Raw genomic sequence first — 17986 nt, 5'->3', positions numbered from 1 at the left:
GGCGGTCACACCTGCGCGCATAGACTGTGCTGCATGAGCGCACCCACCGTCGAACTCATGGATTACGCCGATGTCGTGACCCGGTACGAGCCGGTGCTGGGCATGGAGGTCCATGTCGAGCTGTCCACCGCGACCAAGATGTTCTGCGGTTGCCCCACCACCTTCGGCGCCGAGCCCAACACCCAGGTCTGCCCGGTTTGCCTGGGTTTGCCCGGTTCGCTGCCGGTGGTCAATCAGCAGGCGGTGGAGTCGGCCGTGCGTATCGGGCTGGCCCTCAACTGTTCGATCACTGCGTGGGGGCGGTTCGCGCGCAAGAACTACTTCTACCCGGATCAGCCGAAGAACTACCAGATCAGCCAGTACGACGAGCCCATCGCCACCGAGGGCTACCTGGATGTTCCGCTGGACGACGGCACCACTTTCCGGGTCGAGATCGAACGCGCTCATATGGAGGAGGACACCGGTAAATCGGTGCATGTCGGCGGTGCCACCGGCCGGATCCACGGCGCCAGCCACTCGCTGCTCGATTACAACCGCGCCGGTGTCCCGCTGATCGAGATCGTCACCAAACCCATCACCGGCGCGGGTGACCGGGCGCCGGAGGTGGCACGCGCCTACGTCACCGCCCTGCGGGATCTGCTGAAATCGCTGGACGTCTCCGATGTGCGGATGGAACACGGTTCGCTGCGCTGCGACGCCAACGTCTCGCTCATGCCGGTCGGTGCGGACGTGTTCGGCACCCGTACCGAGACGAAGAACGTGAACTCGCTGAAGAGTGTCGAGGTCGCGGTGCGGTTCGAGATGCGCCGTCAGGCAGCGGTTCTCGCGACCGGCGGGGAGATCATCCAGGAGACCCGCCACTTCCACGAAGCCGACGGCTCCACCTCCCCGGGGCGTCGCAAGGAAACCGCCGAGGACTACCGGTATTTCCCGGAGCCGGATCTGGAGCCGGTCGCCCCGGACGCGGCGTGGGTGGAACAGTTGCGCGGCACCATCCCCGAATACCCGTGGCTGCGGCGCGCGCGGATCCAATCGGATTGGGGCGTCTCCGACGAGGTCATGCGTGACCTGGTGAACGCCGGCGCCCTGGACCTCATCATCGCCACCGTCGATGCCGGCGCCCCCGCCAAGGAAGCTCGTTCCTGGTGGGTCGCCTACCTCACCGAGAAGGCCAACGAGCGCGGTGTCGCCCTCGAGGATCTGCCGATCACCCCGGCTCAGGTTGCCGAGGTGATCGGCCTGGTCGAGGCGAAAACGGTGAACAACAAGGTCGCCAAACAGGTTGTCGATCTGGTGCTCGACGGCGAAGGCGATCCGGGCGCGATCGTCGAGAGCAAGGGCCTGGGCATGGTCAGCGACGACAGCGCCCTGCAGGCCGAGGTGGACAAGGCACTGGCCGCGAACCCCGATATCGCCGACAAGATCCGCTCCGGCAAGGTCCAGGCCGCCGGCAAGATCGTCGGCGATGTCATGAAGGCGACCCGTGGGCAGGCCGACGCCGCCCGAGTCCGCGAACTCGTCCTCGCGGCCTGCGGAGCGTGACCGGGTAGCCGTCGCGGTTTGCAGGAGCGCGACCGGGATGGAAAGCGCACCGGCAACGCGCAGGTGCAAAACTGTTCGGCTGCCGCGCTCCCTCGACAGCAGCGAAACCACGCCGCACCGACGTCGCACCGCGGGGTCGGTCGGCTGAAGGTAGCGACGGTTGCCGCCTGCGTGTACTCGCGGCGGAGTCGCGGACGGCCGGGTCGATCACCGGGGGCCGGATTGATCACCGGTGGTCCGGATCGCTGAGCCGCCGTCCTGCGAGCCGATCAGTCCGGGCCGTTGGTGCCGCCGGTGGGCGGCGGGATGCGGACGACGCGGTCATCGTTCGGGGTGGGCTGACCGCCCTCGGATTTGTTCGCGGTGGAGACCCAGATCGTGCCGTCCATGCCGGGGGAGGCGCCGAGCAGCCGGCCGTACTTGTTGGCGACGAAAACGCTCGGGGGCGCGGTCACCGCGTGGGTCGTGGGGTCCGGGGTCGCCATGGCGAGGGCCTTCGCGTCGGTCAGCGCAATGGCGACGCCTTCGGGAGTGACCGCGCAGCCGGCCACGCCGGGACGATCCGGCCAGGTCCACGCGGTGGTGACGATGCCGTCGGGGCCGATGCGTTGCAGGCGGTCCAGGGCGGGGGTGCGGTCGGTGATCCAGATCTGGTCGCCGCCCAGGCAGATATCGCCGGCCGAACCGATACCCGAGACCGCGACCTCGGTGGGCGAATTCCCGTTCGAGGTCGGGTTTTTCACCCGCAGCAGTTTGCCGGCCGTACTGGCCGGATCGGCGGCGGCCGCCGGATCACCGGCGTTCCCGGTGAGCACCAGCATCTGGTTCGGCGAAGACCATTCGATGGCGCCGCGATTCCCGGTGGCGCCCTTCGGGATCCCGGTCAGGATCGGTTTCGGCGGTCCGCCGCCCTCGGCGATACGGACCACCCGGTTGTCGCTCGCGGTGGTGACGTAGGCGTAGAGCAGCCCGTCCTCGTGATAGGTGGGCGATATCGCGATATCGCTCAACCCGCCGTCCCCCGCGGGATCGACATCGACCCGGGCGACCTCGACCGGGGGCTGTTCCGGTGCCACCTTCAGGATGCGCCCGGTGCGACGTTCGGTCACCAGCGCGTAGCCGCCCAGTTCGATCAGCCCACCGGTGGTGTCCAGGCAGCTGACCACCACGGCCGGGTCGGGATCGATACACGGACCGCTCGGCCGGGTGGTCGAGGATTCGGGTGCTCGCTGCTTCGGGGGTTCGAGTTCCGCGGCGTCCAGGGTCGGTTCCTCGGTGAACGGACTGGACGCGGAATCGTCGAAACGCGCGCACCCGCTGAGCATCAACGCCCCGCATACCAGCCCCACCGTCACGCGCCGCGCGCCAACCGACCTCATAACCCCCCAACGTAGTGGAAATCCCTCCGGCCGTGCCCCCACGCCCCCGCCCGCGGTGGACACCGCAGGTGCGGACCGCCGGGCCACCGAGTTGTCGGCCGGTCTATCTGCGGTCCGAGTGATCGTTCGGCCTCCGACCGGGCACAGCGAGCGCGAGCGGCCGGCTCGTCCCGTGGTGTTCTGGCGCGGTGCGGCACGTCACCGGTAGCTCACTGCCCGGTAGCCGAGCCGCCCTGGTTCGTCGCCGTAGGACAACCACGCTATGGACCCACTGTCGTCGATGCCGGTCGCCCTCGGCTTCGGGCATCGACAACCGCCGGGACGGTGCGCCGCCGAGGGCGAGTGGGTACGGAGCGACCCCACTGCGCCGGTCCGAGAAGGGAGCGCGGAAGGACACGGACCAGGCGCGGGGTGGCGCGGACACGCCGCGGATTCAGAGGGACCGCGACGCGGTATCGGCCTACTGTTGAAGGGTGAGTGCCAAGCCGAGAAACGGCTCCGCGCCGTCCGAATCCGTGCGGCCCGGTGATCCGTCCACCGCCGAACAGCGCGCGGTATCGACGACGGCGGGCGGCGTCGGCAGCCCCTACGATTCCCCTACCGGCCAGTTCCCGAAGGTGGCCATGACCAAGGAGATACCGGCGATGGCTTCTGCTGCTCCGGGCGATGAACCGACCGATACCCCGGGCCCGAACGGACCGGCGGGGGGCGACGACGACAGGACCTACTCCTACGCGAGCATCCCCCCGGCAGGCACCCAGCCCAGCGGGGGACTGCGGCGCCGGAACGGGGACGGTCGCCGCGGCACTCTCGATTTCGGCCTGTTCATCCTGCGTCTCGTGGTCGGCGGGAGCTTCCTGTACCACGGTTTGCAAAAGCTGACGGGCTGGTTCGACGGACCGGGCCTCGACGGCACCAAGGAGATGATGGAGCAGGGCGGCTGGAAGCATCCGTCGATCGCCGCCGCGCTGGTCACCGCGGGCGAGGTGGGCGGTGGCGCCCTGTTGATCCTGGGGCTGGCGACTCCGCTGGCCGCCGGTGCGGTGCTGGCGGTGATCTTGAACGCCTGGATGTTCAAACAAGGTATGCACCCGGACTTCCAATACAGCCAAGGTCCGGGCGCGGTCGAGTTGGACACCATCCTCGCCGGCGCCGCGATCGCCCTCATCTTCACCGGCCCCGGGCGGTGGGCGCTGGACCGCGGTCGCAGCTGGGCCACCCGCCCCGGCGCCGGTTCGCTGGTAGTGCTCGTCCTCGCGTTCGCCGCCGCCATTTTCACCTACTGGTACCTCCAGGACGGCAACCCACTCACCGGTATCGGCCCCTTCGACTAGTTCCCGGCCACGGACACGGAAGGATGCCTCATGGCCGGCAGCACGGCATGGCGTCGGGCAGCCGAGCATTGCCTTCCGATAGCGGCCGAGGCGGGTGCATCCGCCCGGTATCCGGGAACGGCGAATGATTCGACGATGAACGCCGGTCGGTCGCGGCGCGGTGGCCGGGTGCTGCCGCACTTCAACGCCGACGGCGTCCCGCTCACCTGGAGCGGGACGCCGCCGTATCGTTTGGGGCCGCTGTTCGCGATCGGGAAACTCAGGGCACGTGCCGGACCGCACCTTTGTCGGCGGAGGTCGCCAGGGCTGCGTAGGCGCGCAGCGCCGTGGTGACCGGGCGTTGCCGGTCCACCGGCTGCCACGGGCGTTCCCGAGCGTCCATCTTGGCGCGGCGTTCGGCCAGTACCGCGTCGTCGACCAGCACCTCGAGGGTGCGGGTGGTGACATCGATCCGGATCCGGTCGCCGTTCTCCACCAGCCCGATGGTGCCGCCGCTGGCCGCCTCGGGGGAGATATGCCCGATCGAGAGACCGGAGGTGCCGCCGGAGAACCGGCCGTCGGTGATGAGCGCGCACACCTTGCCGAGGCCCGCGCCCTTGAGGAAGGCAGTGGGGTGCAGCATCTCCTGCATGCCGGGCCCACCGGCCGGGCCTTCGTACCGCACGACGACCACATCGCCGGGCTGGATCTTCTTACCGAGGATCGCCGAAACGGCTTCCTCCTGGGATTCGACCACCACGGCCGGGCCTTCGAAGGTGAACAGTTCCTCGTCGATACCCGCGGTCTTGAGGACCGCGCCGTCCACGGCGAGATTGCCGCGCAACACCACCAGGCCGCCCTCGGCGGTGTAGGCGTGTTCGATATCGCGGATGCAGCCACCGGCGGCGTCGGTGTCGAGCGAGGACCAGCGGTTGTCGGTGGAGAACGGTTCGGTGGTGCGCACGCCGCCGGGGGCCGCGTGGAACAACTCCAGGGCTTCCTCGGAGGTTTTACCCGAGCGGATATCCCAGGTCTCGAGCCATTCGTCGATGGTCGGGGTGTGCACGGTGCTCACCTCGGTTTCCAGCAGTCCGCCGCGATGCAGTTCGCCGAGGATCGCCGGGATTCCACCGGCGCGGTGCACATCCTCCATGTGGTAGTCGGAGTTCGGCGCGACCTTCGACAGGGTCGGCACCCGCCGGCTGATCTCTTCGATGCTCTGCAGGTCGAAGTCGATCTCGCCTTCCTGCGCCGCGGCCAGGATGTGCAGGACGGTGTTGGTGGATCCGCCCATCGCCACATCCAGCGCCATCGCGTTGCGGAAGGCTTTCTCGTTCGCCACGCTGCGCGGCAGCACCGACGCATCGTCTTCGCGGTACCAGCGGTTGGCGATATCGATGACGACCCGGCCGGCCCGCTCGAACAGAGCACGCCGCGCGGCGTGCGTGGCGAGGGTGGAACCGTTGCCGGGCAGCGCCAGGCCCAGCGCTTCGGTGAGGCAGTTCATCGAGTTGGCGGTGAACATGCCGGAGCAGGAACCGCAGGTCGGGCAGGCGCTGCGCTCGACCTCGGTGAGCCCGTCGTCGGTTACTTCGCTGTTCGCGCTGGCGGAGATGGCGGTGATCAGGTCGGTGGGCGCCTGTGCGACCCCGCCGACGACCACGGCCTTACCGGCTTCCATCGGCCCGCCGGAGACGAACACGGTGGGGATGTTCAACCGCATGGCGGCATTCAGCATGCCCGGGGTGATCTTGTCGCAGTTGGAGATGCACACCAGCGCGTCGGCGGTGTGCGCGTTCACCATGTATTCCACCGAGTCGGCGATGATTTCACGGCTGGGCAGCGAATAAAGCATGCCACCGTGGCCCATCGCGATTCCGTCGTCGACGGCGATGGTGTGGAATTCGCGCGGTACCCCGCCCGCTTCCCGGACCGCGTCCGCCACGATCTCGCCGACATCCTTGAGGTGCACGTGCCCGGGCACGAACTGGGTGTAGGAGTTGGCGATCGCGACGATCGGCTTACCGAAATCGGAATCGGTCATACCGGTGGCCCGCCACAGGGAGCGGGCGCCGGCGGCATTACGGCCGACAGTGGTGGTGCGGGAGCGAAGCGCTGGCATGGGTGTCCTCGGTCTGGTCGCGGGGGCTGGACAATGCGACGACGCCGTATCGCCCGGCCGCGGATGCCCGCTGCTGGAGGTGCGATCGGCGTTTTCTCAGGCTACTCCCGGCCGCAAGCCCGCTCGGGGCCGGTGTCGGCCCGGACGAAACGAACCCCGGCGCCGGACCTCGGACCGGGGTCGATCGACGCCGTCGTCCCGGACGCGGGCAGGCGGGGGCGTGTGTGCGCCGGGGTCATCGGTTTCTCGGACGCCCCGCCGCCGGCGGCAGGTACCGGATCGCGGTGCTGCCCCGGCCTCGTATCCGGTAGTGAGTTCGCCGGGAAGATCGTCGTATCGGGCGTGCCGATGGCCGGCGAGTTCGTTATCGGCAACGCGTCATCGACAGGGTGCGAGTGTGCGGAGGTGGGTCTAGTTCGTGGCCGAGGAGTCGTTGCCGCTGTCCGCGGCGGGCGGGTTGGGAGAGTCGTCACCGGCGTCCGGGCTGCGTGAGTCGTCCCCTGGCCCGGTGTTGCGCGCCTTGCCGGTGTCGCGCGGATCTTCGTCGGCGGACGCCGTGTCGGTGCCGGATTCGGGCGCCGCGTCCGGATCGGGAAGTGCGAACGGATCGGGGATCCGCCCGCCGGAGGCGTCCACCAGATCGCGCAGCCGGTCGTAGCTCACGGCCGGGAGCGGCACCTCGGTGTCGTCGTCGAGGTGCGCGCGCACGTAGCCGCGTTTGGGAATGCTCACGCCCTTCAGTTGCTCCCAGTCGATATGCCGGGAGGAGAACACCGAACGCAGGTCCAGGCCGTTCGGCGACACCGTGGTCTGGGTGCGCAGGATCCAGACGATGGCGGCGATCGGGATCAGCGCCAGCCAGAACAGCGCGGCCGGCCAGCCGACGATCGGGAAGAACACACACATCGCCAGGATGAAAACCCCGAGGAAGGCCAGACGTGTCATGCGGATCACACGAGTCGGCCCCGGCGGCGCAGTATCCCCACCCGTTACCTCCGCGGCCGCGGGGATATGGGACGATTCCGGTGGTGGCACGGACTGATGCGGTGATGACACACCACCATCCTCGCATCATGGTGGACGGGCGTGAGCACCCGCTACCTTCTCACATAATGAGAAGACAGCGGTCAGCTGTTTGACTCTGCACCACACGCACACATACCGTCATGCGCGTGAATCGAATCGAGTTGCTCGTAATCGGCCGGCGCGTCCAGCGCTGAGCCAGACGATCCGCATACGTCAGCTCGCACTGCGACGCGCCACCCTCGAACAGCCACCGGCTGTCGGGGGATTTTTTATGTCGGGACAAGTGAACGACAAGCAGTAAGGAACCAAGACGGTGAGCGCACCAACTACCCGGCCCGGGCCCGCGGCCCGCAAGCCCGCGCCTTCGAACCCGCCGGCCTCGGCCGGTGCTCCGACCACCCCGGCGAACCGCCGCCAGGTACCGCCCGAGCGGGTCACCGGCGCGCAGTCCGTCGTCCGCTCCCTCGAGGAGCTCGGCGTCGACACCGTATTCGGCATTCCCGGCGGCGCGGTGCTGCCCGTCTACGACCCCCTCTTCGATTCCACCAAGGTCCGCCATGTGCTCGTCCGGCACGAGCAGGGCGCCGGCCACGCCGCTACCGGGTATGCGCAGGCCACCGGCAAGGTCGGTGTGTGTATGGCCACATCCGGCCCGGGCGCGACCAACCTGGTGACCCCCATCGCCGACGCCCAGATGGATTCGGTGCCGATGGTCGCGATCACCGGCCAGGTGGGGCGCAGCCTGATCGGCACCGACGCCTTCCAGGAAGCCGATATCTCCGGCATCACCATGCCGATCACCAAGCACAACTTCCTGATCAAGGAAGGCGCCGATATCCCGCGCATCCTCGCCGAGGCCTTCTATCTGGCCTCCAGCGGGCGGCCCGGCGTGGTGCTGGTGGATATCCCGAAGGATGTGCTGCAGGAGCAGACCACCTTCAGCTGGCCGCCGGAGATGCGGCTGCCCGGGTACCGCCCGGTCACCAAACCGCACGGTAAGCAGGTGCGGGAGGCGGCCCGGTTGATCGCCGAGGCCACCGCGCCGGTCTTGTACGTCGGTGGCGGTGTGATCAAGTCCGAGGCGTCGGCCGAACTGCTGGAGCTGGCCGAACTCACCGGTATCCCGGTGGTCACCACCCTGATGGCGCGGGGCGCGTTCCCCGACAGTCACAAGCTGAACCTCGGTATGCCGGGTATGCACGGCACGGTGGCCGCGGTGGCGGCGCTGCAGAAATCCGATCTGCTGATCACCCTCGGCGCCCGGTTCGACGACCGCGTCACCGGCCAGCTGGATTCCTTTGCCCCGGATGCGCTGGTCATCCACGCCGATATCGACCCCGCCGAGATCGGGAAGAACCGCCACGCCGATGTCCCGATCGTGGGCGACTGCCGCGAGGTGCTCACCGAACTGATCGAAACCCTGCGCGCCGACCCGGCCGGTATCGAGCTGGACCTGACTGCCTGGTGGACCTACCTCGACGGCATCCGCGATGCTTACCCGCTGGGCTGGACCGCGCCCTCGGACGGTGCGCTCTCACCGGAGTACGTCATCGAAACCCTGGGTCGCCTCGCCGGTCCGGAGGCCATCTACTGCGCGGGCGTCGGCCAGCACCAGATGTGGGCCGCCCAGTTCGTCAAGTATGAGAAGCCGCGCACCTGGCTGAACTCCGGCGGCGCCGGAACCATGGGTTACGCCGTGCCCGCTGCCATGGGCGCCAAGATGGGTATGCCCGACCGCGAAGTGTGGGCGGTCGACGGCGACGGCTGCTTCCAGATGACCAACCAGGAACTGGCCACCTGCGCCGTGGAGGGTGTGCCGATCAAGGTCGCGCTCATCAACAACGGCAATCTGGGCATGGTGCGGCAGTGGCAGACGCTGTTCTACGACCAGCGCTACTCCAACACCGACCTCAAGACCCACGGTCTGCGCATCCCCGATTTCGTGAAGCTGGCCGAGGCGCTGGGCTGCCACGGCATCCGGGTGGAGAAGGAAGAGGACGTGGAGGCCGCGATCCGTGAGGCGCAGTCGATCAACGACCGGCCCGTGGTGATCGATTTCATCGTCGGCAAGGACGCCCAGGTGTGGCCGATGGTCGCGGCCGGTACCAGTAACGACGAGATCATGGCCGCCCGCGGGATCCGCCCGTTGTTCGACGAGGACGAGCAGGCCGCCGAACCGGCCGTCATCCACGAGGCCATGACCCGGGAGCAGAACGAGACCGAGGGGAACCCCCAGTGAGCACAACCCACACCCTCAGCGTCCTGGTCGAGGACAAGCCCGGTGTGCTGGCCCGGGTGGCCAGCCTGTTCTCCCGCCGCGGATTCAATATCGAATCCCTGGCGGTGGGCGCCACCGAGGTCAAGGAGATCTCCCGGATGACCATCGTGGTCACCGTGGACGATCTGCCGCTGGAGCAGGTCACCAAACAGCTGAACAAGCTGGTGAACGTCATCAAGATCGTGGAGCAGGACCCGGAGACCTCGGTGGCCCGCGAACTGATCCTGGTGAAGGTCCGCGCCGACGCCAGCGTGCGCACCCAGGTCATCGAATCGGTGAACCTGTTCCGCGCCAAGGTGATCGACGTCTCGCCCGACGCCCTCACCGTCGAAGCGACCGGCACCCGCTCCAAGCTCGACGCCCTGCTGCGGATGCTCGAGCCGTACGGCATCCGCGAGATCGTGCAATCCGGGGTGGTGGCCGTGGGCCGCGGACCCAAATCGATCACCGCCACCCGCTGATCCACGGCCGGGCGCACCCCGCGCCCGGCCGTCTTCCGTGCCTCGTTTACCGTTTCCCGCGTTTCGCGGGTTCGAATAAGTCAGAAGGGATACCACCAAGTGGCAGTCGAGATGTTCTACGACGACGATGCCGATCTGTCGATCATCCAGGGCCGTAAGGTCGCGGTGATCGGTTACGGCAGCCAGGGGCACGCGCATTCGCTGAGCCTGCGCGATTCCGGCGTCGAGGTGCGCATCGGCCTGAAGGAAGGCTCCAAGTCGCGGGCCAAGGCCGAAGAGGCCGGCCTGACCGTCGGCACCCCCGCCGAGGTTTCGGAATGGGCCGACGTCATCATGCTGCTGGCCCCCGACACCGCCCAGGCGTCGATCTTCACCAATGACATCGAGCCCAACCTGAAGGACGGCGACGCGCTGTTCTTCGGCCACGGCCTCAATATCCACTTCGGCCTGATCAAGCCGGCCGCCGAGATCACCATCGGCATGGTGGCCCCCAAGGGCCCCGGCCACCTGGTGCGCCGCCAGTTCGTCGACGGCAAGGGCGTGCCCGCCCTGATCGCCATCGAGCAGGACCCGAAGGGCGAGGGCCAGGCCCTGGCGCTGTCGTACGCCAAGGGCATCGGCGGCACCCGCGCCGGCGTCATCAAGACCACCTTCAAGGAAGAGACCGAAACCGATCTCTTCGGTGAGCAGGCCGTGCTCTGCGGTGGCACCGAGGAACTGGTCAAGACCGGTTTCGAGGTCATGGTCGAGGCCGGTTACGCCCCGGAGATGGCCTACTTCGAGGTGCTGCACGAGCTGAAGCTCATCGTCGACCTCATGTACGAGGGCGGTATCGCCCGCATGAACTACTCGGTCTCCGACACCGCCGAATTCGGTGGCTACCTGTCGGGCCCGCGGGTTATCGACGCCGACACCAAGAAGCGGATGCAGGACATCCTGAAGGACATCCAGGACGGCACCTTCGTCAAGCGCCTGGTCGCCAATGTCGAGGGCGGCAACAAGGAGCTCGAGGGCCTGCGCAAGCAGAACGCCGAGCACCCGATCGAGGTCACCGGCAAGAAGCTGCGCGACCTGATGAGCTGGGTCGACCGGCCGATCACCGAAACCGCCTGAGCGTTTCGCTGATCCAGCGCTGAAAGGGGCCCTTCCGCAACCGCGGAAGGGCCCCTTTTCTCGTGGGTACCCTTCGTTTCCTAATCGGTTTGATAATATCGCGGCATGGGTGAGCAGGAATACGGCATCGGTGAGGGGCCTGCGACGCGGATCAGCCTGTCGATGTCGGAGGGCACTGCCGAAGCCATCCGGCAGCGAGTGGGTAAACGGGAGTTCTCCTCGTTCGTGGCTTCGGCGGTGGAGCGTGAATTGCGTGGCCTGATCCTCGACGAATACCTCGCCGACTACGAGCAGCGCAGTGGCCCGCTGCCGGCCGGCGAAAGGCAGCGAGCAAAGGAAGCGTTCGATCGTGCGCTGGCCGAGCCGGGGCAATGGCCCACGGCAAGCTGAACCCACCCGTGTCCCGTCGCCCGCCCGCTGCACAGGGCGGTACTGCTGTCCTCGACTCTGAGGGGTTTTCCCGGCTGGTGGACGATTCCCCGCCGGTCGTCGCACTGATTGCGGAAGCGCGGGCGCGTGGTATGGAGGTCGTCGTGAGCGCGCTGACCATCATCGAGGCGACGCACCGGAAAACGAACCGGACGCGCCTGAACTGGCTGTTGTCCGGTATTCGGATCGAACACGTCGACGAGACGGCGGCAAGGGCCGCCTCGGCGATACTGCTCGATACCGGACTCCACGGCCACAAGTACGCCATCGACGCCGTGGTCGCGGAAATGGTGTTACGTCAGCCCGCTCCAGTGGTCGTGCTGACCAGCGATGCCGACGATATGTCCACACTGTGCGGTCCGGCTGTCCGCATCATTCCCCTCTGATCCCCTCCGTGACCCCGGCTCGGCTCGGATAGTTGTTGTACGCCGTCCTGGAAGTCTGTGGGCGTCTCGACGCCACCGCCACCGCCCCTGCGCCGCGACGAAGCGGCGGCGGCTCGGCTGGAATCGAGTGTCAATCCTCGACGTTGAGCGCCTGGCGGTACGTCAGGCGTCCTTGGGTCTGCATCAGTGAGCGGCGGTAGATGCGTTCCGCGACGACCACGATTGCGTAGGCGGTTGCCGCCATGATGGCGAGGGAGACCAGCGGCTCCCACCATGCGGCCGTGCCTTCGGCGAGGCGGGCGGGCATGGTGACGATGGAGACGATCGGTACGTAGGACGAGATGGTCTGCGCTGTGCCGGATACGAAGATGCCGAGGAACAGCACGATCATGATCAGCATGCTCAGCGGGGTGGACGTCGATTGCAGATCCTCGTTGCGGGTCGCGAGCGAACCGGCGACGGCCCACAGGCTGGCCAGGGCGAGGAAGCCGACGAGGAAGAAGACGATGAACCAGCCTGCCGCGCCCGCGATCTGAGTGATGCGCTCGCTGCTTCCCATGATCGCCAGCCCGGCCAGCCCCGCGGCCGCGAACAGTACGAGCTGCCCGAATGCCATCAGGGTGTTGCCGACGATCTTGCCGATCAGCAACTGCCGCAGCGGTATCGCGCTGGCGAGGATTTCGACGATCCGGTTCTGCTTCTCTTCGACCACGCTCTGCGCGATGGACATCCCGAACAGCAGCGAGGCGACATAGAACAGGAACGCGAACACGAATGTCATGATCTGCGCGAAAGCCGGGTCGACCGCGGATTCGTCGAGTACGTCGTAGGTCACCTGGCCGCCGCGGCCGAGTTCTTCGAGTGAGGTGCCCGCCGCTTCGGCGTTGCGTTGCAGCGCGAGTTGCTGCGCGGCGGTCGTCACATAGGTGTTGACCTCGTCGTTCACCGATTCCTTGCCGATAAGCCGCCACCCCTCGGATCCGGCCACCAGGCCCGCGTCGGCCTCCCCGTCGCGCACCAGCTGTTCGACGGCGGTGCGGTCGGCGACCGGCCGGGTGGTGAAGGTGACATTGCTGTCGGCGAGTTCGGCGAGTCCGCCGGCCGTCCGCACCACCTGGCCGGCGTCCGTTCCGGTGACCGCGATCTCGACCGTTTCGGCGCGGCCGCTCAGAAAACCGCTGACGGCCAGCGATCCGATGATCGCCACGATCGTGATGACCGTCGAGATCAGGAAGTTGCGGTCGCGCAGCTTGACCATGACCTCACGTTCGGTGACGATCCGCCACACGCCCCGCGGCGCCGTCTCCGCTGCCGCCTTTCGGCCTGCCCTGCCATTCGGCATGACCGGGGTTCCTCCGTGGTCACGCTCCGCGGCTGCCTCCGGGCCCGACCCGTTCATGCCGTCACCTCCCGGAAGATCTCCGCGACCGACGGCCGCACCTCGGCGAATTCGTGTACCGACCCGCGCGCCAGCGCCTCGGTGAGCACCTGGTCGGTGGTCGCGCCGGTCAGCTCGAGCAGCACTGCCGCCCCGTTGCGTTCGACCACACTCACCCCTGCGAACTCGTTCAACCAGCCGGTATCCGAACCGGTCTGCAACCGGTATCGCAGCGCACCGGCCGCCCGGAGTTCGGCCGCCGAGCCCTGCGCGACGACCCGCCCGTTCGCCAGGATCACCAGCCGGTCGCACAGCCGCTCCACCAGATCCAGCTGGTGCGAGGAGAACAGCACCGGCACCCCCTGCCCGGCGTATTCGGCCAGCAGATCCGCCATGGAATCCACCGCGACCGGATCCAGCCCGGAGAACGGCTCATCCAGTACCAGCGCTGCCGGTTGCGCCACCACCGCCGCCGCGATCTGCACCCGCTGCTGATTGCCGAGCGACAGCGATTCCAGCTTGTCCTTCCCCCGGTCTGCGAGCCCGAACCGCTCCAGCAGGTCCGCGGTCCGCCGCCTGCCTTCGGCCGCCGAAAGCCCCCGCAACCGGGCCAGATACACCAACTGATCCCGCACCGGCTGTTTCGGGTACAGTCCGCGTTCCTCCGGCATGTACCCGAACGAACGCCGATCGGCGACCGTCACCGGACGCCCGTTCCAGCGCACCTGGCCGCCGTGGACGGCCAGCACACCCATGATCATCCGCATCGTCGTGGTCTTGCCTGCGCCGTTGCCGCCGACGAACCCGGTGAGCGCACCCGGTTCCACACTGAACGACACATCGTCGACGGCTGTTTTGTCGCCGAACCGGCGCACCAGATGCGTTACCTCGAGCATCGAACCTCCGCAGTCGTGGACCGGGCCGACTCTACCCGGCTGCTGCCGTACCGGAGGGGCACGAAGCCTGCCGCCGGCGACGGACGATCGTCCCGCCGCCGCCGACACACCGAGGGGGTCGTGAGGGGCCGGGCCGCCTGGCTGTTCCAGCACCACTACCCGAGAAGGTATGTTGCGAGCCGCACGGATCACCCCGAACCCCCAAGGCAGATCGTGTCCACGCCCTAAGGTTTGTTCATGACTGTGCCGCGGACAGTTCCGCTGCGCGGCACCGGAACTCGCGCAGGAAAGACGACGACGGGGAGGACACCGAAAATGCCGCAACCCGACGGGCAGCTGCTGATTCATACCGACGACGGTCCTGATACCGCCGGGCAACTGCTGGACTGGCTGTCCGGTGACGATGACCTGCGTGGCCGGGCACACCTGCAGGACAGGCCGGTTCGCGAAGGCGATATGGGTGCGGTGTCCGAAGTCGTCACCGTTGCGCTCGGCTCGGGCGCCACCGTCGGCATCGTCGCGTCACTGGCTCGATCCCTGACCACCTGGCTGACCCACCGGCGCTCCGACGTCACCGTCACCGTCACCCGGCCAGGTGGCGACTCGGTCGAGTTCAGCGGCAAACGGGTCGATGCCGCCGATGTGCTCCGCCGGATTCAGGATCTGGCCGACTCCACCGACGCCCCGCAGTGAGCCCCCGGCGCCCGGACCGGGAGAACTCCCGCGCTGTTCTGATCGGTGTCGGCGCCTACGACCAGCACGAGCGCTTACCGCATATCCCCGCCGCCGCCAACAATCTCACCGATCTGCACCGACTGCTCACCGCCCCCGACGGCATCCTGAAGCCGGAAAACTGCTGGAGTATCGCCGATCCGGACAGCAGCGCTCGTATCGGCCACATTCTCGAAGATGCCGCCGAACAAGCCGGCGACACCCTGCTGGTGTACTACACCGGCCATGGCCTACTCGACGGCCGCGGCCGCCTCTATCTGGCGCTGACCGGCACCCGCCCCGACCGGGCCCGCTGGACCGCACTGCCCTTCGCCACCTTGCGCGAAGCGATACTCGACAGTCCTGCCGCCACCCGAATCCTCATTCTGGACTGCTGCTTCTCCGGTCGCGCGTTCGAGGCCCTCACCGACGGACCCGACGCCGTTCTCGGCCAAGCCGATATCGCCGGCACCTACACCATCACCTCCTCTGCCAGAAACGAACCGTCTTTCGCGCCCGCGGGAGATCGCCACACCGCCTTCACCGGTGCGTTGCTCGCGACGACCACCAGCTCTCCGGGGCTTCCCCTCGACGACCTCTACGTCCACACCCGGCGCCGCCTTCGCGGCCACGGGCACCCCGAACCTCAACGCCGCAGCACCAACGCCGCCGGCCACGTCATCCTCTTCCCCAACACGAACCCCGCCCCACCGACCATCGGAGAACTCGAGCGCACCCTCGCCGACGAACGCCGAACCCACGGAACCGATCATCCCGAGTCCCTGGTCGCCGCCCAGAAACTCGCCCACGGCTACGCGCGGGTCGGCCGGGACGCCGAAGCGGTCGAGTTGTTCGGGAGGGTTTTCGCTGCGCGTCGCCGGGTGTTGGGTGAGGATGCGGTGGCGACGTTGGTGACGGGGCACGACTTGGCTTTCGCGTATCGGAAGGTGGGGCGCGACGGTGAGGCGCTGGGGTTGTTCGAGGAGGTTTTCGCTGCGCGTCGCCGGGTGTTGGGTGAGGATGCGGTGGCGACATTGGTGACGGGGCACCACTTGGCGTCGACGTATCGGAAGGTGGGGCGGGGCAGCGCGGCGTTGCGGTTGTTCGAGGAGGTTTTCGCTGTTCGCTGCCGGGTGCTCGGTGACGATGACCCGGCCACCCTCAACACCGGGCAACAAATCGCTGAGAGCTACGAGCAGGCCGGCCGGGTCGAGGAGGCGATACAGCTTTTCGAGAAGGTCCTCGCTGCTCGCCGCCGGGTTCTCGGTGTGAAGCACGACGCGACCCTGAACACCGAACGATGCACCGTTCGCGCGCGTGCAGCAGCGAGAAAACGCGGTATCGAACCGGCTGGGTGATCCGGTCACACGCCCATGGCGATGGACGATCCCTGCGCCGGCTGCGCGGATAGTTCGCCCGCCGCCCGCACCGAAGGTTCGGGCGGACGGCGGGGCCGTTCACGTGCGTTATCCGGGCAGGTTCGCGGCGGACGGTTCGGGCGCGCGCCGGATCACCAGGGCGCCCCCGACCAGCCCGGCGCCTGCCAGCAGCGTGGCGATCAGGAACGGGTCGGCAGTGTGCAGGGCGGGAGCGAAACCGATTCCCACGCACACCGCGACACCGGTGGCGCCGCCGAGCTGGTCGGCGGCCCGCTGCACGCCCGAGGCGATTCCGGCGTCGTCGTCGGTCACACCGCTGACCGCGATGTACTGCAGCCCCACGATCCCGAAGCCCATTCCGGCCGCGACGAGCAGCATCGCCGGAATCAGCCACGGCGCTCCCGCGTCCACGGCGGCCACGAGCCCGATGACGGCCATCGCGCCCGCGGTGAAACCGAGTCCCGCCAGCACACAGGCGCCGGCCCCCCATCTGCCCAGCAGCCGGGGCACGAGCATGGAGAACGCGATCAGCGAGACCGCCAGCGGCAGCATAGTGAATCCGGCGCCCAGCGGCCCCATTCCCAGATAGTCCTGGAGATAGAACGTGAACAGCAGGAACGAGGTCGACAGTGCTCCGCTGAGCAGTATCGTGGTCAGATTCGCGGTGACCCGGGCCCGGTGGGCGAAGAAGCCCAGTGGCACCAGCGGGTTCGCCGAATGCGCTTCCACCCGTACGAATCCCGTACCGGCCAGCACCGCCCCCGCCAGCGCCACCACGGGCACCCACACGGACGTTCCGGGTTCACCGGCCTCTACCACGCCGAACGTGAACAGCAGCGGGCATGCCATCAGCAACAGCGCTCCCGGAATATCGAGCGGACCGGATTCGCGGACCACCGGCCGGTCACGTTCGACGAGGACCAGCGCTGCCACCACAACCACCAGGATGAACGGCACCGAGATCAGGAAGATCCACCGCCAGCCGAGATGTGCGGTAATGATTCCGGACAGCACGAAACCGAGTACCAGCCCGCAACTGGCCACCGCCGCCCATACGCTCAACGCCCGTGTCCGGCTCCGGCCTTCGGGAAAAATCAGCACGATGGTGGCCATCGCCGCCGGTAGCGCAATGGCCTCACCGGCTCCTTGCAGCAGACGGGCGAGCACCAGCAGGCCGAAGGACGGCGCCAGCCCCGCCAGCAGTGAGGCCGCACCGAACACGGTGGTGCCGGTCAGCAGTACGCGCCGCCGCCCGAGCAGATCGCCCAGCCGCCCGCCGAGCATCAGCAGCCCGCCGCCGACGATGGTGTAGCCGACCACGACCCAGGTCAGAGAGTGATCATCCACTCCGAAGTCCGCGCCGATCGAGGGCAGCGCGATATTGACCACGGTCACGTCGACCGCGATGAAGAACTGCAGCATCGCCATCGCGCCCAGCACAAGCCATGAGCGCAGATCGGCCCGGCTGTGCCCGCGTGACGAGAGAATACCTGAGAACATCGAATGCTCCGTTGCTCAGAGAGGTAACCGAGCAGCACAAAGGTGCCGCTCCGGACTGATCACGAAGCGGCCG

The 17986-nt window shown here is 67.9% G+C and carries 15 protein-coding genes; 9 read left to right on the top strand and 6 right to left on the bottom strand.

The window, feature by feature from the left end; translation table 11 throughout:
• Positions 1–33: 33 nt before the first annotated feature.
• The gene (gene gatB, locus IU448_RS08370) at positions 34–1542 is read left to right on the top strand and encodes an Asp-tRNA(Asn)/Glu-tRNA(Gln) amidotransferase subunit GatB (RefSeq protein ID WP_195054824.1); all 1509 of its coding nucleotides are present in this window, start codon (positions 34–36) and stop codon (positions 1540–1542) included.
• Positions 1543–1811: 269 nt separating this feature from the next.
• On the opposite strand, the gene IU448_RS08365 is transcribed toward gatB, so the two are convergent.
• On the bottom strand, positions 1812–2921 hold the full coding sequence (locus tag IU448_RS08365; protein ID WP_195054823.1) for a PQQ-dependent sugar dehydrogenase: 1110 nt from the start codon (positions 2919–2921) through the stop codon (positions 1812–1814).
• A 473-nt stretch (positions 2922–3394) separates the two neighbouring features.
• Here IU448_RS08365 and IU448_RS08360 point away from each other — a divergent pair, with 473 nt between their 5' ends.
• Complete coding sequence (locus IU448_RS08360) at positions 3395–4255, top strand: DoxX family protein (RefSeq protein WP_280456646.1); 861 nt, start codon at positions 3395–3397, stop codon at positions 4253–4255.
• Positions 4256–4514: 259 nt separating this feature from the next.
• Here IU448_RS08360 and ilvD read toward each other — a convergent pair whose 3' ends face one another.
• The gene (ilvD, locus tag IU448_RS08355) at positions 4515–6356 is read right to left on the bottom strand and encodes a dihydroxy-acid dehydratase (RefSeq protein WP_195054822.1); all 1842 of its coding nucleotides are present in this window, start codon (positions 6354–6356) and stop codon (positions 4515–4517) included.
• A 411-nt stretch (positions 6357–6767) separates the two neighbouring features.
• The gene (locus tag IU448_RS08350) at positions 6768–7301 is read right to left on the bottom strand and encodes a PH domain-containing protein (protein ID WP_228812071.1); all 534 of its coding nucleotides are present in this window, start codon (positions 7299–7301) and stop codon (positions 6768–6770) included.
• A 394-nt stretch (positions 7302–7695) separates the two neighbouring features.
• Here IU448_RS08350 and IU448_RS08345 point away from each other — a divergent pair, with 394 nt between their 5' ends.
• The 5 genes from IU448_RS08345 (at position 7696) to IU448_RS08325 (ending at position 12049) form a co-directional block, all read left to right on the top strand.
• On the top strand, positions 7696–9621 hold the full coding sequence (locus IU448_RS08345; RefSeq protein WP_195054821.1) for an acetolactate synthase large subunit: 1926 nt from the start codon (positions 7696–7698) through the stop codon (positions 9619–9621).
• A complete protein-coding gene (ilvN, locus tag IU448_RS08340; RefSeq protein WP_030521893.1) occupies positions 9618–10121 on the top strand; it encodes an acetolactate synthase small subunit in 504 nt (167 codons plus the stop codon). Before IU448_RS08345 ends, ilvN begins: the two co-directional genes overlap by 4 nt.
• Before the next feature lie 111 nt (positions 10122–10232).
• On the top strand, positions 10233–11234 hold the full coding sequence (gene ilvC / locus IU448_RS08335) for a ketol-acid reductoisomerase (RefSeq protein ID WP_195055121.1): 1002 nt from the start codon (positions 10233–10235) through the stop codon (positions 11232–11234).
• Positions 11235–11339: 105 nt separating this feature from the next.
• Positions 11340–11624 carry a hypothetical protein gene (locus IU448_RS08330; protein WP_195054820.1) on the top strand — a complete coding sequence of 95 codons (285 nt, stop codon included), beginning with the start codon at positions 11340–11342 and terminating at the stop codon, positions 11622–11624.
• A gap of 77 nt (positions 11625–11701) precedes the next feature.
• Positions 11702–12049 (top strand): DNA-binding protein, encoded by a 348-nt coding sequence (locus IU448_RS08325; protein ID WP_324188533.1) that lies wholly within the window; start codon positions 11702–11704, stop codon positions 12047–12049.
• A gap of 130 nt (positions 12050–12179) precedes the next feature.
• On the opposite strand, the gene IU448_RS08320 is transcribed toward IU448_RS08325, so the two are convergent.
• Both IU448_RS08320 and IU448_RS08315 read right to left on the bottom strand, forming a co-directional pair.
• Complete coding sequence (locus IU448_RS08320; protein ID WP_195054818.1) at positions 12180–13391, bottom strand: ABC transporter permease; 1212 nt, start codon at positions 13389–13391, stop codon at positions 12180–12182.
• 53 nt (positions 13392–13444) lie between these two features.
• Positions 13445–14323, bottom strand: a complete 879-nt coding sequence (locus IU448_RS08315; protein WP_195054817.1) for an ABC transporter ATP-binding protein — start codon at positions 14321–14323, stop codon at positions 13445–13447.
• Positions 14324–14638: 315 nt separating this feature from the next.
• On the opposite strand from IU448_RS08315, the gene IU448_RS08310 reads away from it, so the two are divergent.
• Together IU448_RS08310 and IU448_RS08305 are read left to right on the top strand one after the other, a co-directional pair.
• On the top strand, positions 14639–15016 hold the full coding sequence (locus IU448_RS08310) for an effector-associated constant component EACC1 (protein WP_195054816.1): 378 nt from the start codon (positions 14639–14641) through the stop codon (positions 15014–15016).
• On the top strand, positions 15013–16392 hold the full coding sequence (locus IU448_RS08305) for a caspase, EACC1-associated type (protein WP_195054815.1): 1380 nt from the start codon (positions 15013–15015) through the stop codon (positions 16390–16392). Before IU448_RS08310 ends, IU448_RS08305 begins: the two co-directional genes overlap by 4 nt.
• Before the next feature lie 108 nt (positions 16393–16500).
• On the opposite strand, the gene IU448_RS08300 is transcribed toward IU448_RS08305, so the two are convergent.
• Complete coding sequence (locus IU448_RS08300) at positions 16501–17913, bottom strand: MFS transporter (RefSeq protein WP_228812070.1); 1413 nt, start codon at positions 17911–17913, stop codon at positions 16501–16503.
• Positions 17914–17986: the final 73 nt, after the last annotated feature.

Source organism: Nocardia flavorosea (genome assembly GCF_015477805.1).
Taxonomy (GTDB): domain Bacteria; phylum Actinomycetota; class Actinomycetes; order Mycobacteriales; family Mycobacteriaceae; genus Nocardia; species Nocardia flavorosea_A.
This window is presented reverse-complemented; position numbering and strand designations above follow the sequence as displayed.

Excerpts from the sequence above, each read along its gene's own strand:
- gatB (WP_195054824.1), top strand. The coding sequence starts at position 34 with ATGAGCGCACCCACCGTCGAACTCATGGATTACGCCGATGTCGTGACC.
- IU448_RS08315 (WP_195054817.1), bottom strand. The coding sequence starts at position 14,323 with ATGCTCGAGGTAACGCATCTGGTGCGCCGGTTCGGCGACAAAACAGCC.
- ilvC (WP_195055121.1), top strand. The coding sequence starts at position 10,233 with ATGTTCTACGACGACGATGCCGATCTGTCGATCATCCAGGGCCGTAAG.
- IU448_RS08365 (WP_195054823.1), bottom strand. The coding sequence starts at position 2,921 with ATGAGGTCGGTTGGCGCGCGGCGCGTGACGGTGGGGCTGGTATGCGGG.
- IU448_RS08320 (WP_195054818.1), bottom strand. The coding sequence starts at position 13,391 with ATGCCGAATGGCAGGGCAGGCCGAAAGGCGGCAGCGGAGACGGCGCCG.
- IU448_RS08330 (WP_195054820.1), top strand. The coding sequence starts at position 11,340 with ATGGGTGAGCAGGAATACGGCATCGGTGAGGGGCCTGCGACGCGGATC.
- IU448_RS08310 (WP_195054816.1), top strand. The coding sequence starts at position 14,639 with ATGCCGCAACCCGACGGGCAGCTGCTGATTCATACCGACGACGGTCCT.
- IU448_RS08350 (WP_228812071.1), bottom strand. The coding sequence starts at position 7,301 with ATGACACGTCTGGCCTTCCTCGGGGTTTTCATCCTGGCGATGTGTGTG.
- ilvD (WP_195054822.1), bottom strand. The coding sequence starts at position 6,356 with ATGCCAGCGCTTCGCTCCCGCACCACCACTGTCGGCCGTAATGCCGCC.
- IU448_RS08300 (WP_228812070.1), bottom strand. The coding sequence starts at position 17,913 with ATGTTCTCAGGTATTCTCTCGTCACGCGGGCACAGCCGGGCCGATCTG.